We start from the raw sequence: 17,714 nt of genomic DNA, 5'->3' as shown, positions 1-17,714 counted from the left end.
GTTGCGCCTGCGCCTGCGTCAGCCGGTCCGCCAGTCGCTCAATACGCTGCCGTCCGTATCCTCGAAGGCGACACGGTCCATCTGCACGGCGGCGATACAGACGGGCCGCTGATCGACGCTGGCTGCGCGGCAGCGAATGGCGCGGCCGTCGGGGAAGGCTGTGAACCGACCTTCCAGCACCAGACGATAGCCGCCGGTGTGCGGCGGTGGCGGCTGATCATCCTCGCCGCGGATCGTGAAGCTGTAGGCCCGGCCATTGCGGCGATCCAGGCGCGATCCCTCCGGCTCGAAGACGGCGGCCAGACCGACCGTCTGGGGAGAGCTGACGGCCGCCGGACCGGTCGGGGCCTGGTCGGGATTCACCTGCGGACAGGCTTCCGCGCGCAGCCAGGGCCGGGTCAGCCACATCCCCTCAACCGCTTCCCAGATCGGCTCCTCGCCGGCGACGAGAGCGGTCTGGGTCCAGTCGGCCGGGGTCAACGTGAGGCGCTGCGTCTGTCCATCCTCGCTGGCTGTCCAGCCGGCCAGGCCGTCGCTGACGGTGGCCGTCGAGGGCAGGGGACCGCCGCAACCGAAGGCTTGCCGGATCGTGAAGCGGCGCCCCACAAGGGTATCCTGGCCTGTAGAAGCGGCGCCGCTCGCATAGGCCGCGACAGCGGCGTCGACGGCAGCCAGAAATCCGGCACGATCCAGTACGATGGGCGCAGCCTCTACCGTGATGGGCGCGGGAGTCGGCGCAGGAGCAGCAGGCTCGACCGGGGCTTCAGCCTCACGGTTACAGGCGGCCAGGCCCAAGGTCAGGCTGACGAAAGCGGGAGCAAGCAGGATGGAGCGATAACGTGCAGTCGGCTTAAACATGCAACCACCCTAGCACGATGGACGCTTTGGTGTGGACCCGCACCGGCGGTATGGTTGACGCCGAGGGTCTGCCGGGGCAGCACAGCGCATGAATTTCGATCAGATTGCCGCCCTGGTGGTCCTCGTCGCCGTCGTCGGCGCGCTGATATACGGCAAAATTCGCGCCGATGTTGTCGCCCTGACCGGTGCGGCCGCCTTGCTCATCATGGGCGTCGTGCGGCCGGTCGAGGTTCAGGGGGCATTCGCCAGCCCGGCCGTCATCGCCTTGGCCGGCCTGTTCGTCATCGCCTATGCGATCGAGCTGTCCGGTCTGCTGGGCCTGCTGATCCGCAAGGCCACGGCCCTGGCGTCGCGGGTGGGCGCGCGGGGCATCTGGATGGTCATCGCGCTGTGCGGGTCCGTCGGCGGGTTCCTGAACAACACCCCTGTGGTCGTGCTGGCCGCGCCGGTCATCCGCGATGTCGCCACGTCCCTGAAGCTGTCGCCAAAGCGGTTCCTGATGCCGCTCAGCCATGTGACGGTCATGGGCGGCCTGCTGACGCTGATCGGCACCTCGACCAATCTGCTGGTCAACGACATGGCCCGGAATTCGGGACAGCAGGTCTTCACCCTGTTCGAGATCACGCCCGTGGGTCTGTGCATCGCGGCCGTCGGCGGCCTGTGGCTGTACTTCGTGGGTGCAAGGCAGCTGGGGCGGTCGGTGGCGGCCGACGAGGCGGAGCAGGCCCGTCAGGCCGAGATGGAGGAGGCTCGTCGCCTGGCCGCTGAAGAGGCGGCACGCAAGCGCCGACGGCTCATCCCCTTCGGCTTTCCGCGTCTGGGCGAGGCCCGCAATCAGGCCGATGGCTCCGGCGACGCTCACCTGGGCGACGTGGACCTGTACGGCGCGGCGGACCGGCCGTTCCGGTTGCGGCCTGCGGCAATCTCGATGGCGATCTTCGTGCTTGTCATTTTTTCCGCTGCCGTGGGCTGGGTCCCCATCGCGGCGGCGGCCTTTGCCGGAGCCGTTGCTCTGATCCTGTTGCGCGTCATCACGCCGGAAGAGGCCTATGCCGGCCTGCGGCCGGAAATCCTGCTGCTGATCGCGGGCATGGTCGTCGTCGGCATGGCCATCGAGGTGACGGGGCTGGCCTCGGCGGGGGCCGAGCGGCTGATCGATGTCATCCGGCCGCTGGGGCCGCTGGGGGCCTTGATCGTGCTTTACGGCGTGACGCTGTTTGCGACCGAACTTCTGTCCAACGCCACGGTGGCGGTGTTGATCACGCCGGTCGCGGTGGCCCTGGCCGAGAGCCTGGGCGTCGATCCCAGGCCGTTCCTGGTCTGCGTGATGATGGCGGCATCGGCGGCCTTCGCCACGCCGTTCGGCTATCAGACCAATGTGTTGGTCTTCAACATGGGCGGCTACAGCTACATGGATTTCGTCAAGATTGGCGTGCCGCTGAACCTGATCACCTGGGCCGCGGCCATGGTGGCGATCCCGATCTTCTTCCAGTTCTGATAGGCGTCAGCCGCCCAGATCTAAAGAGTAGCCTGCCGAGCGGACCGTGCGGATCGGGTTCACCGTGCCCTCGACGTTCAGCGCCTTGCGCAGGCGGCCGACGTGGACGTCGACGGTGCGGGCCTCGACATAGACGTCAGAACCCCAGACCGAATCCAGCAGTTGCTCGCGGCTAAACACCCGGCCCGGGTGCTGCATGAAGTGGTCCAGCAGGCGGAATTCGGTCGGGCCCAGATGGATTTCGTTGCCCGCGCGGCGGACGCGGTGAGCCACGCGGTCGATGACGATGTCGCCGTGGTTGATCCGGTCGTCGGCCAGGCCGGGGCGGATGCGGCGCAGCACGGCACGGATGCGCGCCGTCAGTTCGGTCATGGAGAAGGGCTTGGTCAGATAGTCGTCGGCCCCGGTGTCCAGACCGCGGATGCGGTCGCTTTCCTCGCCCCGGGCGGTCAGCATGATGATCGGCAGGTTGCGGGTCTCGGCCTTGCCCCGGATGCGGCGGCAGACCTCGATGCCCGACAGCTTGGGCAGCATCCAGTCCAGCAGCACCAGATCGGGCAGCCGCTCGTCGATCTGCAGCATGCCTTCCTCGCCGTCGGAGGCGACCACGACGTGATAGCCCTCTTTCTCGAGGTTGTAGGACAGCAGGGTCGCTAGCGCGTCCTCGTCTTCCATCACCAGAACGTAAGGCTGCACGGCGTCTTCTCCGGATTAGCGGGGGTCGTCTAGTTGGGGCCGACGTCGGCGCCCGGCTGGTCCTCGGGATTCCAGCGGGGGCGTTCCCCGGTGAACTCCTGGCCCGTGATCTCGTAATAGATGGTCTCGGCGATGTTGGTGGCGTGGTCGCCGATGCGTTCCAGGTTCTTGGCCATGAACAACAGGTGGGTACAGGCGCTGATCGTGCGCGGATCGCCCATCATGTAGGTCAGCAGTTCGCGGAACAGGCTGTTGTAGTGCTCGTCGACCTCGTCGTCGGTGTTCCAGACGGCCACGGCGCGATCCACCTCGCCCGCGGCATAGGCGTCCAGCACGTCACGCAGACGCATCGACACCAGCTTGCCCATCCGCTCGATGGAGCGGGTCAGGGGCTGCATCGGCTCGCCCTCGGCCAGGATCAGGGCGCGTTTGGAGATGTTCTTGGCCAGGTCGCCGGTCCGTTCCAGATCGACGGCCAGCTTCATCGAGGACAGGGCGCGACGCAGGTCCGAAGCCACCGGCTGACGCAGGGCGATCAGGCGGATGGCCTTTTTCTCGATCTCGCGGTGCATGGCGTCCAGCTTGGCGTCGCGCTCCACGACGGCGCGGGCCAGGGCGATGTCGCGGCGGGCTACGCTGTCGACGGCATCGGCCACCTGGGCCTCGGCCAGGCCTCCCATGCGGGCGACTTCTGCGGTCAGCTGGTTCAGCTCGTCGCCATAGGCTTTTACGGTATGCTGGTTCATCAGCCGAAGCGTCCCGTGATGTAGTCCAGCGTGCGCCGTTCGCGCGGATTGGTGAAGATCTCTTCGGTATCGCCCGTTTCGACCAGGCGGCCCATGTGGAAGAAGGCGGTGCGTTGCGACACACGCGCGGCCTGGGCCATGGAGTGAGTGACGATCACGATGCAGTAGCGCTCGCGCAGCTCGTCGATCAGTTCCTCGATCTTGGCCGTGGCGATGGGGTCCAGGGCCGAGCAGGGCTCGTCCATCAGGATCACTTCGGGTTCGACCGCGATGGCGCGGGCGATGACCAGGCGTTGCTGCTGACCGCCCGACAGGCCGGTGCCGGGTGAATGCAGGCGGTCGGCGACCTCTTCCCACAGTCCCGCACGCTTCAGCGAGGCCTCGACCACGACGTCCAGCTCGCCCTTGGTGGAGGCCAGGCCGTGGATGCGCGGGCCGTAGGCGACGTTCTCGTAGATGGTCTTGGGAAAGGGGTTGGGCTTCTGGAACACCATGCCGACGCGGGCGCGCAGCAGGACGGGATCCACGGCGCGGGCGTTGATGTCCTCGGCGTCCATCTCGATACGGCCGGTGACGCGGGCCCCCGGTATGGTGTCGTTCATGCGGTTCATGGTCCGCAGGAAGGTCGACTTGCCACAGCCCGACGGGCCGATCAGGGCCGTGACCGTCTTGTCCGGAATGTCCAGAGAGACGTCGTAAAGGGCCTGCTTCTCGCCATAGAACACCGAAACGTTGCGGGCGGCGATCTTGGTCGGGCCTACGGGCGCGCTGCCGTGGACGACCGGCGGGACGCTCATCGCGGGCGCGGTAGCGGCAGAGGCGCTTTCCGTGCCGTCGGCTGCGCGAAAAATGTTGAACTTCATAGCACTACCACCGGCGTTCGAAGCGCCGACGCAGGATGATTGCGGCGGCATTCATGATGATCATGAAGGTGAGGAGGACCAGGATGGCCGCAGCCGTCCGTTCGTGGAAGGCGCGTTCCGACGCATTCTCCCAGATATAGACCAGCGAGGGCAGGGCCCCGGTCGGCTCGACGATACTGGTCGGGATACCCGGGATGAAGCTGACCATGCCGATCAGCAGCAAGGGGGCCGTCTCGCCCAGCGCATGCGCCATGGAGATGATCGAGCCGGTCATGACGCCGGGCATGGCCAGGGGCAGGGTGTGCTGGAACACCGTCTGGGTCTTGGACGCGCCCATGGCCAGGGCCGCCTCGCGGATCGACGGCGGCACCGCCTTCAGCGAGGATCGGGTGGCGATGATGATGGTCGGCAGGGCCATCAGGGCCAGGACCAGACCGCCGACCAGGGGACTGGCGCGCGGCAGGTGCATCCAGTTGATGAACAGCGTCAGGCCCAGCAGGCCATAGATGATCGACGGAACCGCAGCCAAGTTGTTGATGTTGACCTCGATCAGGTCCGTCAGCCGTCCGCGCGGCGCGAACTCTTCCAGATAGACGGCGGCTCCCACGCCCAAAGGAATGGCGATGACCGCCGTGATCATCAGCATAAGGGCCGAACCGACGATGGCCCCCAGCACCCCGGCCAGCTCCGGTTCGGTCGAATCGCCCTTGGTGAACAGGCCGGTGTTGAAGTGCGACGAGACATTGCCCGAGGCCTGCATCCGGTCCAGCCAGTCGATCTGTTCGTTCGTCAGGCGACGCTGATCCTGCGGGGTGTCGCGGCTGATCTCGCCCTTGAAATACAGGTCCGCGTCATCCGACAGGGGCGCGGCGATGGGCAGGGTCTGGCCGATGACATTGGGATTGCTGGCCACGCGCTCTGCGGCCACGAATTTGAGCTCGGACGAGAACAGGCTGCGCATGGCCAGGGCCTTGGTGCCGGCCGCATCGTCGGTGATGCCGAACCGCGCCAGCTGCTGCTCTGCGACCAGCAGTTCGAAGTTGGTGCCTTGCGGATAAGCGCGGTCGACCCGGGCCGGGTCCATATAGACCGGCGTCGTCAGGGTGTGGGCGTAGAAGGCGGTATGCCCCTGCTCGATGATCCGGCCGAGCAGCAGCAGCAGGAAGCCGACTGCCACGGCGATGGCCAGCAGGCCATAAAGCTTGAACCGACCCTCGCGGGCATAGCGGCGCTTCAGGCCCGCGCGCAGACGGTCGGTGCGGGCGTTAGAATCGGCGGAAGTGGGGGTCGCGTCAGTCATACTGCTGCCGGTATTTCTGGACGATGCGCTGGGCGACGATGTTCAGCGTCAGGGTCACCAGGAACAGGGTCAGGCCCAGGCCGAAGGCGGACAGGGTCTTGGCGCTGTTGAACTCCTGGTCGCCGGTCAGCAGGGTCACGATCTGGACGGTCACGGTGGTCACCGTATCCAGCGGATTGAGGGTTAGATTGGCGGCCAGGCCCGCCGCCATGGTCACGATCATCGTCTCGCCGATCGCACGCGACATGGCCAGCAGCATGGCACCCGCAACACCCGGCAGGGCGGCGGGCAGAAGCACGCGCTTGACGGTCTCGGACTTGGTCGCCCCCATCGCATACGAACCGTCACGCAGGCTTTGCGGCACGGCGTTGATGATGTCGTCGGACAGGGAACTGACGAAGGGGATCAGCATGATGCCCATGACCATGCCCGCGACAAGCGCCATCTGGTTTTGCACCAGCATCAGATACTGCCCCAGCCCGTCCAGCGCCCCCCCGACCAGCATGGCTCCCAGATCGTTGAAAAAGGCGCGGAAGGCCGGACCCACCGTCAGGGCGGCGAAGAAGCCGTAGACCACGGTCGGCACGCCCGCCAGAATCTCCAGCACCGGCTTGATCATCGCCCGGAAGCGGGGCCCGGCGTATTCCGACAGATATATGGCCGAGAACAGGCCAACGGGCGCGGCCACGGCCATGGCGATCAGCATAATCAGGAAGGTGCCGGCGAACAGCGGCAGGGCCCCGAACGCGCCGGTCGAGCCGACCTGGTCGGCGCGAATGGCCGTCTGCGGGCTCCACTGGGTGCCGAACAGGAAGTTGGCGATCGGGATTTCGGAGAAGAATCGCACCGAATCGTAAAGCAGCGAGCCGATGATGCCGATAGTGGTCAGCACCGCGACGGCCGAACAGACGAACAGGGCCCCGATGATCCAGCCCTCCACACGGTTGCGCGCGCGCATGGCCGGGCGGATCTGGCTGAAGACGAACAGTCCGCCCAGCAGGGCCGCCAGCAGGGCACCGACACCGCCGCCCAGGCCGATGGTCTGGCCGATGCGTTTGGCGCGCTGGCCCTCGACAGGCAGCAGCTCGGCATAGGGCGCGGGCCAGATTTGAGCTGTGGGCTGGCCGGCCCCGACGTTGCGGGCATCGGCAAAGAAGGCCTCGCGGCGAAGGGGTTCCAGCTGCTGCACCGCCTCGGGCGCACCGGCCAAGGTCAATGACCGCTCCATAGGGGCCGAGAAGACCGCGACGCCCAGCAGCACGACCAGCGCCGGAACAGCCGTCCAGATCAGGGCATAGGCCCCGTGCTGGCCGGGCCGGGAATGCGGGTTCTGACCTTCGCCGCGCCTACGCGCCAGACGCCGCGCCGCCAGATAGGCCGCGACCGCGATGACGATCAGAATGGGCAGGAAAAGCCAGGTCATGGACGTCCGGAACAGGGAATCGGAACGCGCCGGTCCGCCGGTTCGTCCGCGGCGGAACCTGCCCCGGAATGGTCAGCGGATTAAGACGGCTGCGTGACAGTTCTGTTACGCCGTACCGCTCGGCTGTGACGGGTCCGTCGCAAAGGCGGTGGACGGTGTCAGATGGCCGCGTCGCGCGCGGTGTCCGGCGGTGAAGCGACGCGCTTGTCCGCCACCGGGAAATAGGCCGTAAAGGTCGCGCCCTGACCCGGTTCGCTCTCGACCGTCAGCCCGCCCCGGTGGCGGTTGACGATGTGTTTGACGATGGCCAGGCCCAGGCCTGTGCCCGCCCGCTCGCCGCTCTTCTGACCCTCAACGCGATAGAAGCGCTCCGTCAGCCGGGGCAGGTGCTCGCGGGCCATGCCCGGCCCGTGATCCTGCACCGTTACGGCAGCATAGCGGACGCCCGTCTCCCGGTCGGGCGTCACCAGGGGAAGGCGTGTCGCTCCCGCCCCGCGATTGCCGCCCGACCAGGGCGCGGACGCCTGATCCAGGGTCATGTCGGGGCGAATGACGATCTGGACCGTGTCGCCCTCGGCCGAATATTTGATGGCATTGTCGACCAGGTTCTGGACGACCTGCAGGATTTCATCCCGGTCGCCACTGACCGGGGCGGATATGTCGTCGGCCTCCAGCTGGATCTTCACCTTCCGCTCGGCCGACAAGATGCTGACCGCATCGACCACGTCACCTGCCGCGCGGGCCAGATCGACCCGCCCCGAAGGCGGGATGTGCTCGTTCAGCTCGATCCGGCTCAACGACAGCAGATCGGCGACCAGTCGGCTCATCCGCTCGGCCTGGGTGGCCATGATATCCAAGAACTTGTCCCGCGCCTTGGGATCGTCGCGGGCGTGACCCTTCAGAGTCTCGATGAAGCCGCTCAGGGAGGCGAGGGGGGTCTTCAGCTCGTGGCTGGCATTGGCCAGGAAGTCGACGCGCATCAACTCCATGCGACGCACGTCCGTTTCATCGCGAAGGACCAGCAGGGCCAGCGAGGCGCCCTCGGCGGCGGGCAGGGGCCGGGTCATGGCTCGCCAGTGCCGGGTCTGGGCGCCCGATCCGCCATAGTCGGTGGTGCGTGCCACGCCGCCAAACAGGGCCTCGTCCACGGCCTCCAGCACGCCGGGGTCGCGCAGGGCCGAGACCAGCAGCGCCCCCTCGCGCGGAATGCGCAGCAACTCGCGCGCCGCCGCATTGGCCAGCACGATGCGTCGTCCGGCGATGTCGTCCGCTTCGCCGCCCGCGATCACCATGACCGGATCACCCAGTCCCTCGAACACCCCATCCAGCAGGGTCGGGTCGGCCAGGTCGAGCGATTCGACGACCTGTTGCGCCGGCGAAGGGTTGTCGGATGATACTGGCGGGCGGCGATGGATGGTCCAGGTCGCCAGCGCGATCACCGCAACCGCGCCCAGCAACCAGACGGTCAGTTGCGGCTGCATGACCGCCAGCCCCAGCAGGACGGCGACGGAAATCCCCGCGCTGGCTCCCACGGTCCATAGGCGCGATCCGGTCTGCGGCACAACGGGAGAGGGGGCGGCGTCGTAGGGCATTCAGGCGTCCGGCAATCGATCGGTCTTATGCACCGAACATGACATGGAATTCATGACAGGACAGAGTGGATCGACTTGTAAACTGTCCTTTACACCCCCTATGATCGTCCTGACGCAAGGAATGGGGTTGGATGATGACGGCAGCATTGACGCTGGAGGGCGTGAGCAAGCGCTACGGCGATTTCCAGGCGGTGCGCGACCTGAGCTTTCATGTCGGCAAGGGCACGATCTGCGGCTTTCTGGGGCCCAACGGCGCGGGCAAGACCTCGACCATTCGCATGATCCTGGGGCTTCAGTCGTCCAGCGCGGGCCGCATCGAAATCCTGGGGGCCGACGACGGCCGCAAGGTGCGCGACCGGATCGGCTTCCTGCCGGAGGAGCGCGGCCTCTACAAGAAGATGACGCCCATCGACGCCATCGCCTTCTTCGGCTCGCTGAAGGGTGTGCCCCTGGCCGAGGGCCGCAAGCGGGCGAAGACGATGCTGGAGGCCCAGGGTCTGGGCGCGTCGAGCAGAAAGAAGATGAAGGAGCTGTCCAAGGGGATGGCGCAGAAGGTGCAGCTGATCGCCTCGGTCGTGCATCGCCCGGAGTTCGTGATCCTAGACGAGCCGTTCAGCGGTCTGGACCCGGTCAACCAACAGGGGTTGGAACAGGTCATCCGGGGTCTGGCCGAGGATGGAGCGACGGTCCTGTTCTCCACCCACGTGATGCAGCATGCCGAGCGGCTGTGCGACAAGGTCGTGCTGCTGGCGCGCGGTCAGAAGGCCTTCGAGGGCACGGTGGCCGAGGCCCGCGCGACCTCACCGCGTTTCCTTGAACTGGAAGGGGCAATCGAGGCGGCGCAGGCTGCGACCCTGCCGGGTGTCAGCGGTGTCGAAGTCGTGTCCGAGGCCGATGGGGTGCGGGTGCTGAAGGCCTCGCTGGGGAGCAATGCACAGGGGCAGGAGGCGCTGAAGGCGGCCTTCCTGGGCGGGCTGGACGTCCGCCGCTTCGAGCTCAAGGAACCCAGCCTGCATGACGCCTTCATCGGCCTGACCGGGGATCATCCGGATCAGGACCAGTCCGTCAAAGTCGCCGGTGTGGAGGCCGCCCGATGAACCGCATCATTCTGATCGCGCGGCGTGAATATGCCGCCTATGCCAAGACCGTCGGCTTCTGGCTGTCCCTGCTGGCCCTGCCGCTGTTTGGCGTCATCGGCGGCGGTGTCGGCTATCTGACCGCGGCGTCGGAATCGCCCGCCCAATCCGTTGCCCTTGTCGAGGACGGACGCGAGGCGACCGGACTGGCCGCCGCCGTGCGTGACGCGCTGGCCGGCGACGCCGAACGCAGCGCCGCCCGCGCCCAGGCCGCCATTGCCGAGGCCACGAAGGGCCAGCCCTTGCCCCCCGGAGCCGCAGAGAATGCGGTCGCCTCGGTCAGCCGAAGTAGCCTGGATCTGGTCGCTACTCCCGCAGATCTGGCCGGGGCCGTCCCCGGCGCGGCCCAGGAGGCTCTAGTGCGTCAGTATCTGGATGATGAGTCGGACAAGTCTCCGCATCTGGACGCGATTGTTTTTCTGACCCGCGACGACGGAAAGCCGACGGCCCGTGTCTGGAGCGCTTCGGCCACCAACGACACCGTAGCCGAAGCCATCGGGGACGCACTGAAATCCGTCAATCGCCGCGAGGCCTTCGCCGCCGCCGGGATCGACCCCTCGGTCGTTACCGCGACGGACGATTTCCAGCCGACGGTCACCAGCTTTTCGCCGAAATCCGCCAGCGGTGGTGAGGTCTCGATGCGCGACCGGATCCCCGTTCTGATCGGCTTGGCTGCCGGGTTCCTGCTGTGGTCGCTGGTGATCACGGGGGCCTCCATCCTGCTGAACAGCGTGATGGAGGAGAAGTCGAACAAGATCCTGGAGGTGCTTCTGTCGTCCGCATCGGCGACCGAAATCATGGCCGGCAAGGTGCTGGGCGTCGCGCTTCTGACGCTGACCGTCCTGGCCTTCTGGGGCATTCTGGGCGGCACGGGTCTCGTCGTGGCCAATCCGCAGCTGGCGGCCGACGTGGGGTCGGCCCTCATGGATGGAGGGCTGGTCTTCTACTTCCTGATCTACATGGTCGGCGGCTACCTGATGTATGCGGTGCTGTTCGCCGCCATCGGGGCCTTCTGCGAGACGCCGCGCGACGCCCAGACGCTGATGGGGCCGATCATGATGGTGCTGGTCGTGCCGATCCTGATCATGCAGCTGGCGATCCGCACGCCCGAAAATCCCATCGTGCAGATCGCGTCTTGGGTGCCGTTCTTCACGCCCTTCCTGATGAGCGCGCGGGCCCCGTCCGAGCCGCCCCTGCTGGAGATCATCGGCACCATGATCGGCATGTTCGCCTTCGCCGCCCTGATGATCTGGGTCGCCGGTCGTGCCTTCCGGGCCGGTGCCCTGTCCGACGTGAAACTCAGCTTCAAGAGTTTCGCCGGCGCGATCCGGGGTGGGGGGCGGTAGGGGAAAGGCTGCCCTCTCCCGATGGGAGAGGGCTTGAGCGCACGGCGGCGCAGCCGTCGTCCTTGCGCGAAAGGGTGAGGATCGATTGTCGGCTTTCGGCGTAAGCCGCATCACGGACCCGCGCAGCGGCTTGCGCTGACGGATACAGCCGACCCTCGTCCGACGGGGCTTCGCCCCGCCACCTTCTCCCATCGGGAGAAGGAACAAAGAAAAAGGCCGCCTCGGTTTCCCGAGGCGGCCTTTCAGATCTTTCTACGCGATTAGAGCTTAACCGCGCGGAGCACCCTGGCCGGGCACGCGGGGCTTGGGCGCGGGCAGCAGGCCTTCGCGTTGCATGCGCTTGCGGGCCAGCTTGCGGGCGCGACGAACGGCTTCGGCCTTCTGGCGGGCGCGCTTTTCCGAGGGCTTCTCGAAATGCACGTGGCGCTTCATTTCACGGAAGCTGCCTTCGCGCTGCATCTTCTTCTTGAGGGCCTTCAGCGCTTGATCGACGTTGTTGTCGCGGACGAAAATCTGAACCAGGTGAAACTCTCCTTTGGCCGCCCGCCGCGTCCTGTGAGGGAGACGGGCAGACAAATAAAAATCGCGCTCCGAACCTGAGGGCTCGCGAGTGAAGGCGGGCTGATACACGAGCCGACCGGCCCTGTCCAGATCGTCGCGCCTATATCTGAAGGCTCGAAACCCACCGATTACGGGCTTATGGTGCCCGAATGACCGAAGCGCCACACCTCTCGAACGAGGCTCCGGAACAGGACTGGGGCGACCGCATGGAGCAGGCCGTACTGGATGCCGCCATTCTGCGGGCGCCCGTCATGGGCTGGAACAGCCGCATGGTCCGTTCGGCCTGTGAGGACAATGGCCTGTCGCTGGGTGACGAGGAACTGCTGCTGCCCAATGGCGCGCGTGATCTGGCGGCCCTGCTGTCGCGCCGCCACGACGACCGGGCGCTCGCGACCCTGGCGGAACTCGATGTCGCCTCGCTGAAGATCCGCGAGCGAATCGCCCGCGCCGTCTCCGCCCGGCTGGAGGCGGGCGCGCAGGACCTTGAGGCCACCCGCCGCTGCGCCGCCTTTCTGGCCCTGCCGACGAATGCCGACCTGGGGCTGAAACTGGCGTGGGAGAGCGCCGATCATCTCTGGCACTGGGCCGGGGACACGGCCACCGACTGGAACCACTATTCCAAGCGGACCATCCTGTCCGGCATCCTGATCCCCGCCATGACAATGCGCTGGTTCGACGGCCGCGAGGCCGCAGACGCCTTCGTCTCGCGCCGCATCGACAACGTCATGGCTTTCGAAAAATGGAAGGCCGGCAAGGACTTCGACGCCCCGCTGCGGAAGGTGACCGAGGTGCTCAGCCGGTTGCGATATGGGGCTAAGGGCTAAGGCAAATGGGTCGGGCTCTGAAAATGAGGTGGTCGTCACTTGTCTGGCTTCTGCCTGGAATTGTCGTTTTTTCGATCTTGGTCAGTGTGTGGCTGCTCGTTGCTCGGGGCATTGTGACGCCGAACCCGTCTTCGCCCACGCTCGTTCTTCTCGGACTGCTTGCAGTCGCAGCCTCTTGGTCAGGCGTACGCTACTGTAGGGCGTTGATGGCCTGGCTCCGTTGCATGTTCAGTCGCAAGAGGGTCTGTCTCTCCGAGGACCGAGGTGAAATCTGGTACCTCGATCCGTTGGTGATGCGATTTCACGTCCGCGACGTTGCGCATGTCGAAGTCGGTCCGAAGTCAGGCTTTAATCAAGCCGTGCGGGTATTCTTGTACGGTCGAGACAAACCGCTGAGCATCAATGGCGCACATTTTGAGGGAGGAGCCAAAACTGTGGCAAGCTTCATCGAAGATACCCGGACAAGTCATCCGACGAGTCCGTGGAACTGATCAGCCCAGCCCCTTCACACGGTTCACATGCGCCATCTTGCGGCCCGGCCGGGCCTCAGCCTTGCCGTAGAGGTGTAGGCGGGCGTCGGGCTCGCCGGCCAGTGCCCGCCATTGCTCCACCTCGTCGCCCAGCAGATTGGTCATCTCAACCTGCGCATGGGCCTTCGTCGGACCCAGGGGCCAGCCGGCGATGGCGCGGATATGCTGTTCGAACTGGTCGCAGACACAGCCGTCCTGGGTCCAGTGGCCGGTGTTGTGCACACGCGGCGCGATCTCGTTGACCCGCAGGTCGCCGTTGCCCAGATCGAACAGCTCGACGCCCAGCACGCCGACGTAATCCAGCCCCTCCAGCACCGCCCGCGCAATGGCTTCGGCCCGCCCTTGCGTCGCCGCATCGACCACAGCCGGGGCCAGGGTCGTTTTCAGCACCCCGCCTGAATGAATGTTTTCGCCTAGAGGATAGACGGCGATCTGACCGTCGCGGCCCCGCGCGGCGATGACCGACAGCTCGCGCACGAAGGCCGCCTTCGCCTCCAGCACCGATGGTCGCTCGCCGACCGAATGCCAGGCATCGGCGGCCATGGCGGCGGAGGTGACCCAGATCTGGCCCTTGCCGTCATAACCTTCGCGCCGCGTCTTCAGCAGGGCAGGGGTCCCAAGCCGCTCCAGTCCGGCGATCAGGTCCTCAACGCTGTCGACCACGGCGAAGTCGACGGTGGTCGCCCCAACGCTGTTCAGGAAGGTCTTTTCCTCGACCCGGTCCTGGGCCACGGCGAGGGCGCGCGGGCCGGGCGCGACCAGGGCTCCGCCCTGAGCCAGTTGCGCGACCGAGGCGGCGGGGACGTTCTCGAACTCGAAGGTCACGGCCTGACTGGTCTGGCCCAGCACCCTCAGGGCCGTGGGATCGTCATAGGCGGCGACGATCTGGCCCTGGGACACCCGGCCCGCCGGGCTATTCTCCTCCGGATCCAGAATGACGACGTTGAAGCCCAGCCGCGACGCCGCCTGGCTGAGCATCCGGCCCAGCTGGCCGCCGCCCAGGATGCCCAGGGTCGATCCGGGCGGGAGGGGTTTCGATGACACAGGCGTGGCGCTCAAGCTCAGTCCTCGACCGTCTCGTGAACGCTCTCGGTCTGGGCCGCGCGGAAGGCCGTCAGCCGTCCGGCCAGGGCCTCGTCCGAGAGCGCCAGGATCTGCGCCGCCAGAATGCCGGCATTCTTGGCCCCCGCCTCGCCGATGGCCAGGGTGGCAACCGGCACGCCGCCGGGCATCTGGACGATCGACAACAGGCTATCCATGCCCTTCAGCGCCTTGGATTCGACCGGCACGCCCAGCACCGGCAGGTCGGTCATCGACGCCGCCATGCCCGGCAGATGGGCTGCCCCGCCTGCGCCCGCGATGATGACCTTGTGGCCCGCTGCCTTCGCTCCCGTCGCGAAATCATAGAGCCGCTGCGGCGTGCGATGGGCGCTGACGACGCGGGCCTGCCAGGCGACGCCCAGACGGTCCAGCATGTCGGCGGCATGTTTCATGGTCGGCCAGTCCGAGCGGCTGCCCATGATGATCGCCACAGGAGCTATCTGGTTCGCCATGCCGTCGGACCTTTCGCGGAAAGCGGCGCGATACAGCACACACGTTGCGCCCGCAACCGACGGCGTTAGGCTGCATGCGGGCCGGGCGGGGTGAGTCGCGCGGACCGGGGAGCTGGAATTCACCCTTGACCGACGCGGCCGTCATCGACCCCCACGCCGAGATCGAGCGCCTGCGCGCCGAGGTCGAGGCCCTGCGCCTGCGCGCCGAGGCGGCCGAAGCCGCCGCCGATCACGACGTCCTGACCCCCGCCCTGAACCGGCGAGGCTTCGTGGCCGTGCTGGAGCGCACCATGGCCTATTGCAAGCGCTATGAGGCGACGGCGGTGCTGCTGTATCTGGATCTGGACGGGTTCAAGGGGGTCAACGACAGCCTGGGCCATGCCGCCGGCGATGCCGCCCTCATTCATGTCGCCAACCTGCTGCTGGCCAATAGCCGTGCCGCCGATGCCGTCGGACGGATGGGCGGCGACGAGTTCGCCCTGCTGATGCTGAACGCCGGTCTGGACGAAGGCCGCGACAAGGCCGCCAAACTCAACGCCGCCTTGGCCGAGGGCTTCGACTGGAACGGTACCCATGCCTCAATGGGCGGGTCCTTCGGCGTTCGCGCCTGGGTCGATCATGAGGACGCCGAGGTCTGGCTGGCCGAGGCCGACGCCGCCATGTGGGTCAGGAAACGCGGGCGCTAGTGCCTATTTCAGGCTGGCGCAGAACCGCTGGATCCGCCCGCAGGCCTCCTCCAGCACGCTCTCCGACGTCGCATAGCTGATACGGAAATAGGGGCTCAGGCCGAACGCCGTGCCTTGCACCACCGCCACGCCCTCGGCGTTCAGCAGTTCGGTCGTGAAGGTCTCGTCCCCGTCGATGACCACGCCTGCCTCGGTCGTCTTGCCGATCAGCCCCTCGATCGACGGATAGACATAGAAGGCCCCTTCAGGATTGGGACAGCGGATGCCCGTCGCCTGGTTCAGCATCGACACCACCAGATCGCGCCGCCCCTGAAAAGCCTTGCCCCGCTCGGTGATGAAGTCCTGGGGCCCGTTCAGCGCCTCGACCGCCGCCCACTGGCTGATGGAAGAGGGGTTGGATGTCGTTTGCCCCGCCACCTTGCGCATCAGGTCGATCAGCGGCTTGGGCCCGCCCGCGTAGCCGATGCGCCAGCCCGTCATGGCATAGGCCTTGGACACGCCGTTGATGGTCAGGGTCCGGTCGTACAGCTCCGGCGCGACCTGGGCGATCGTGGTGTAGTCGAAGTCGCCATAGATCAGATGTTCGTACATGTCGTCGGTCATGACCCAGACCTGCGGGTGACGACGCAGCACCTCGGCCAGGGCCTCCAGTTCGGCCCGCGTGTAGGCCGCGCCCGTCGGGTTGGACGGACTGTTCAGGATCAGCCACTTGGTGCGCGGCGTGATCGCCGCTTCCAGCGCCTCGGGCCTCAGTTTGAAGCCGTCGGCCTCATGACCCACCACGGTCACCGGCTCACCCCCGGCCAGCAGCACCATGTCGGGATAGCTGACCCAGTAGGGCGCAGGCACGATCACTTCATCGCCCGGCGACAGGGTGGCCACCAGGGCGTTGTACAGCACCGCCTTGCCGCCCGGTGCCACATGGATCTGGGCGGGCGTGTAGCTCAGGCCGTTCTCGCGCGCGAACTTGGCCACTACGGCGGCCTTCATCTCCGGCATGCCGTCGACGTCAGTGTATTTGGTCTCGCCACGCTGGATGGCGGCGATGGCGGCGGCCTTGATGTTTTCCGGGGTGTCGAAGTCCGGCTCTCCGGCCCCTAGGCCGATCACGTCGCGTCCTTCCGCCTTCAGCGCGCGTGCCTGGGCGGTCACCGCCAGGGTGGCGGACGGCTTGACGCGGGCAAGGGCGGACGACTGCAGGCTGGACATGGCGAATCTCGGAGATGTCGGGAGCCGGGGAGGGCATCGCCTGTTTACGGGCAGGGTCGGGCCGGTGCAAATGGTGAAGCCACCAGGCTTGATACGACTTGGATCTGCATGCGCCGCCTGATCGACTTCATTCTGAATATGGAAGCTGCGCGCTGGCGGGCCCTGCTGGCCACCGCAGTGCTGCTGGCGGCCGTTACCGGCCTGTTCTTGTTCGGCAAGCATCAGCTGGACTTGGGGGCGGAGCACCAGCTCGAGGCGTGGATGAGCGGGTTCCGCACCGGGCCCTGGGGTGTGTTCGTCGCCATTGCGGTCTTTACTCTGTCGGCCTTCCTGGGGGTGCCGCAGTTTCTGCTGATCGCCGCCTGCGTGGTCGCCTTCGGGCCGTGGTTCGGGTTCCTCTACAGCTGGATCGCCACCGTCGTTTCGGCGGGCGCGACCTACTGGTTGGGCCGCGGGCCGACGGCGCGGGCGCTGGAGCGATTCGGGGGGCGCACGACCGACCGCCTCAAAAGGTTCGTCGGCGACAATGCCTTCTATGCCAGCTTCATGATCCGCAATGTGCCCTCGGCGCCGTTTATCGTCGTCAACATGGCGTTCGGGGCGACGCGGGCGAACTTCTGGAGTTTTCTTACCGGCTGCGCCCTCGGCGTTCTGCCCAAGACGGTGCTGGTCGCCTTCTTCGGCGGGGCGGTGGTCTCGGCCGTCAGCGGGGACGGCATCTGGACGTCCCTGATCCTAGCCGGCGTGGCGGTGGTCTGGCTGGGTTTGATGCTGGGTGTCCGTGAGCTGGTCCGCCGGCGGGAACGGGCGAGGGCGCAAGAATAATCAGGCACCGCTATTGTTACGGATAGGGCGTGCCTCTATCTGCGTTGTCTATCGACACACCTCAGGAG

General features: G+C 66.6%; 17 protein-coding genes. 6 read left to right on the top strand and 11 right to left on the bottom strand.

Annotation, left to right across the window (positions count from 1 at the left end; translation table 11 throughout):
* Positions 1 to 18 precede the first annotated feature (18 nt).
* Complete coding sequence (locus ACE3TH_RS12200; protein WP_374600012.1) at positions 19 to 858, bottom strand: hypothetical protein; 840 nt, start codon at positions 856 to 858, stop codon at positions 19 to 21.
* Positions 859 to 946: 88 nt separating this feature from the next.
* On the opposite strand from ACE3TH_RS12200, the gene ACE3TH_RS12195 reads away from it, so the two are divergent.
* Positions 947 to 2,356, top strand: a complete 1,410-nt coding sequence (locus ACE3TH_RS12195; protein WP_374600010.1) for an SLC13 family permease — start codon at positions 947 to 949, stop codon at positions 2,354 to 2,356.
* A 6-nt stretch (positions 2,357 to 2,362) separates the two neighbouring features.
* On the opposite strand, the gene phoB is transcribed toward ACE3TH_RS12195, so the two are convergent.
* The 6 genes from phoB to ACE3TH_RS12165 form a co-directional block, all read right to left on the bottom strand.
* Positions 2,363 to 3,052 (bottom strand): phosphate regulon transcriptional regulator PhoB, encoded by a 690-nt coding sequence (phoB, locus tag ACE3TH_RS12190; RefSeq protein ID WP_296169296.1) that lies wholly within the window; start codon positions 3,050 to 3,052, stop codon positions 2,363 to 2,365.
* 29 nt (positions 3,053 to 3,081) lie between these two features.
* Positions 3,082 to 3,798: a phosphate signaling complex protein PhoU gene (phoU, locus tag ACE3TH_RS12185; RefSeq protein ID WP_374600008.1), complete on the bottom strand. Its 717-nt coding sequence runs from the start codon at positions 3,796 to 3,798 to the stop codon at positions 3,082 to 3,084.
* Positions 3,798 to 4,595 carry a phosphate ABC transporter ATP-binding protein PstB gene (pstB, locus tag ACE3TH_RS12180; protein WP_374600078.1) on the bottom strand — a complete coding sequence of 266 codons (798 nt, stop codon included), beginning with the start codon at positions 4,593 to 4,595 and terminating at the stop codon, positions 3,798 to 3,800. The genes phoU and pstB overlap by 1 nt, the downstream gene beginning before the upstream one ends.
* A 70-nt stretch (positions 4,596 to 4,665) precedes the next feature.
* Positions 4,666 to 5,961 carry a phosphate ABC transporter permease PstA gene (gene pstA, locus ACE3TH_RS12175; protein ID WP_374600006.1) on the bottom strand — a complete coding sequence of 432 codons (1,296 nt, stop codon included), beginning with the start codon at positions 5,959 to 5,961 and terminating at the stop codon, positions 4,666 to 4,668.
* Positions 5,954 to 7,384 carry a phosphate ABC transporter permease subunit PstC gene (gene pstC / locus ACE3TH_RS12170; protein ID WP_374600004.1) on the bottom strand — a complete coding sequence of 477 codons (1,431 nt, stop codon included), beginning with the start codon at positions 7,382 to 7,384 and terminating at the stop codon, positions 5,954 to 5,956. The genes pstA and pstC overlap by 8 nt, the downstream gene beginning before the upstream one ends.
* Positions 7,385 to 7,542: 158 nt before the next feature.
* Positions 7,543 to 8,976 carry a sensor histidine kinase gene (locus ACE3TH_RS12165; RefSeq protein WP_374600002.1) on the bottom strand — a complete coding sequence of 478 codons (1,434 nt, stop codon included), beginning with the start codon at positions 8,974 to 8,976 and terminating at the stop codon, positions 7,543 to 7,545.
* Between the two features lie 134 nt (positions 8,977 to 9,110).
* Here ACE3TH_RS12165 and ACE3TH_RS12160 point away from each other — a divergent pair, with 134 nt between their 5' ends.
* Together ACE3TH_RS12160 and ACE3TH_RS12155 are read left to right on the top strand one after the other, a co-directional pair.
* On the top strand, positions 9,111 to 10,073 hold the full coding sequence (locus ACE3TH_RS12160; RefSeq protein WP_374600000.1) for an ABC transporter ATP-binding protein: 963 nt from the start codon (positions 9,111 to 9,113) through the stop codon (positions 10,071 to 10,073).
* On the top strand, positions 10,070 to 11,458 hold the full coding sequence (locus tag ACE3TH_RS12155; protein WP_374599998.1) for an ABC transporter permease: 1,389 nt from the start codon (positions 10,070 to 10,072) through the stop codon (positions 11,456 to 11,458). The genes ACE3TH_RS12160 and ACE3TH_RS12155 overlap by 4 nt, the downstream gene beginning before the upstream one ends.
* Positions 11,459 to 11,725: 267 nt before the next feature.
* Here the strand turns inward: ACE3TH_RS12155 and rpsU are convergent, their stop codons facing one another.
* A complete protein-coding gene (gene rpsU, locus ACE3TH_RS12150) occupies positions 11,726 to 11,980 on the bottom strand; it encodes a 30S ribosomal protein S21 (RefSeq protein WP_292172768.1) in 255 nt (84 codons plus the stop codon).
* A gap of 188 nt (positions 11,981 to 12,168) precedes the next feature.
* On the opposite strand from rpsU, the gene ACE3TH_RS12145 reads away from it, so the two are divergent.
* Positions 12,169 to 12,843 (top strand): COQ9 family protein, encoded by a 675-nt coding sequence (locus tag ACE3TH_RS12145; RefSeq protein WP_374599996.1) that lies wholly within the window; start codon positions 12,169 to 12,171, stop codon positions 12,841 to 12,843.
* 491 nt (positions 12,844 to 13,334) lie between these two features.
* Here ACE3TH_RS12145 and ACE3TH_RS12140 read toward each other — a convergent pair whose 3' ends face one another.
* Complete coding sequence (locus tag ACE3TH_RS12140; protein WP_374600076.1) at positions 13,335 to 14,417, bottom strand: 5-(carboxyamino)imidazole ribonucleotide synthase; 1,083 nt, start codon at positions 14,415 to 14,417, stop codon at positions 13,335 to 13,337.
* A 17-nt stretch (positions 14,418 to 14,434) separates the two neighbouring features.
* Positions 14,435 to 14,926 carry a 5-(carboxyamino)imidazole ribonucleotide mutase gene (gene purE, locus ACE3TH_RS12135; RefSeq protein ID WP_374599994.1) on the bottom strand — a complete coding sequence of 164 codons (492 nt, stop codon included), beginning with the start codon at positions 14,924 to 14,926 and terminating at the stop codon, positions 14,435 to 14,437.
* 125 nt (positions 14,927 to 15,051) lie between these two features.
* Here purE and ACE3TH_RS12130 point away from each other — a divergent pair, with 125 nt between their 5' ends.
* Positions 15,052 to 15,612: a GGDEF domain-containing protein gene (locus ACE3TH_RS12130; protein WP_374599992.1), complete on the top strand. Its 561-nt coding sequence runs from the start codon at positions 15,052 to 15,054 to the stop codon at positions 15,610 to 15,612.
* A gap of 3 nt (positions 15,613 to 15,615) precedes the next feature.
* Here the strand turns inward: ACE3TH_RS12130 and ACE3TH_RS12125 are convergent, their stop codons facing one another.
* On the bottom strand, positions 15,616 to 16,821 hold the full coding sequence (locus tag ACE3TH_RS12125) for a pyridoxal phosphate-dependent aminotransferase (RefSeq protein WP_374599990.1): 1,206 nt from the start codon (positions 16,819 to 16,821) through the stop codon (positions 15,616 to 15,618).
* 108 nt (positions 16,822 to 16,929) lie between these two features.
* Between ACE3TH_RS12125 and ACE3TH_RS12120 the strand changes: the two genes are divergently transcribed.
* Positions 16,930 to 17,646, top strand: coding sequence for a TVP38/TMEM64 family protein (locus ACE3TH_RS12120; RefSeq protein ID WP_374599988.1), 717 nt, complete (start codon positions 16,930 to 16,932; stop codon positions 17,644 to 17,646).
* The last annotated feature ends 68 nt before the right edge of the window (positions 17,647 to 17,714 follow it).

The organism is Brevundimonas sp., from assembly GCF_041919755.1.
Lineage (GTDB): Bacteria > Pseudomonadota > Alphaproteobacteria > Caulobacterales > Caulobacteraceae > Brevundimonas.
This window is presented reverse-complemented; position numbering and strand designations above follow the sequence as displayed.

What these genes read in the sequence shown, in the direction of transcription:
- ACE3TH_RS12200 (WP_374600012.1), bottom strand. Translation starts at nt 858, where the DNA reads ATGTTTAAGCCGACTGCACGTTATCGCTCCATCCTGCTTGCTCCCGCT.
- ACE3TH_RS12195 (WP_374600010.1), top strand. Translation starts at nt 947, where the DNA reads ATGAATTTCGATCAGATTGCCGCCCTGGTGGTCCTCGTCGCCGTCGTC.
- phoU (WP_374600008.1), bottom strand. Translation starts at nt 3,798, where the DNA reads ATGAACCAGCATACCGTAAAAGCCTATGGCGACGAGCTGAACCAGCTG.
- pstB (WP_374600078.1), bottom strand. Translation starts at nt 4,595, where the DNA reads ATGAGCGTCCCGCCGGTCGTCCACGGCAGCGCGCCCGTAGGCCCGACC.
- pstA (WP_374600006.1), bottom strand. Translation starts at nt 5,961, where the DNA reads ATGACTGACGCGACCCCCACTTCCGCCGATTCTAACGCCCGCACCGAC.
- pstC (WP_374600004.1), bottom strand. Translation starts at nt 7,384, where the DNA reads ATGACCTGGCTTTTCCTGCCCATTCTGATCGTCATCGCGGTCGCGGCC.
- ACE3TH_RS12165 (WP_374600002.1), bottom strand. Translation starts at nt 8,976, where the DNA reads ATGCCCTACGACGCCGCCCCCTCTCCCGTTGTGCCGCAGACCGGATCG.
- ACE3TH_RS12160 (WP_374600000.1), top strand. Translation starts at nt 9,111, where the DNA reads ATGACGGCAGCATTGACGCTGGAGGGCGTGAGCAAGCGCTACGGCGAT.
- ACE3TH_RS12155 (WP_374599998.1), top strand. Translation starts at nt 10,070, where the DNA reads ATGAACCGCATCATTCTGATCGCGCGGCGTGAATATGCCGCCTATGCC.
- ACE3TH_RS12145 (WP_374599996.1), top strand. Translation starts at nt 12,169, where the DNA reads ATGACCGAAGCGCCACACCTCTCGAACGAGGCTCCGGAACAGGACTGG.
- purE (WP_374599994.1), bottom strand. Translation starts at nt 14,926, where the DNA reads ATGGCGAACCAGATAGCTCCTGTGGCGATCATCATGGGCAGCCGCTCG.
- ACE3TH_RS12125 (WP_374599990.1), bottom strand. Translation starts at nt 16,821, where the DNA reads ATGTCCAGCCTGCAGTCGTCCGCCCTTGCCCGCGTCAAGCCGTCCGCC.
- ACE3TH_RS12120 (WP_374599988.1), top strand. Translation starts at nt 16,930, where the DNA reads ATGCGCCGCCTGATCGACTTCATTCTGAATATGGAAGCTGCGCGCTGG.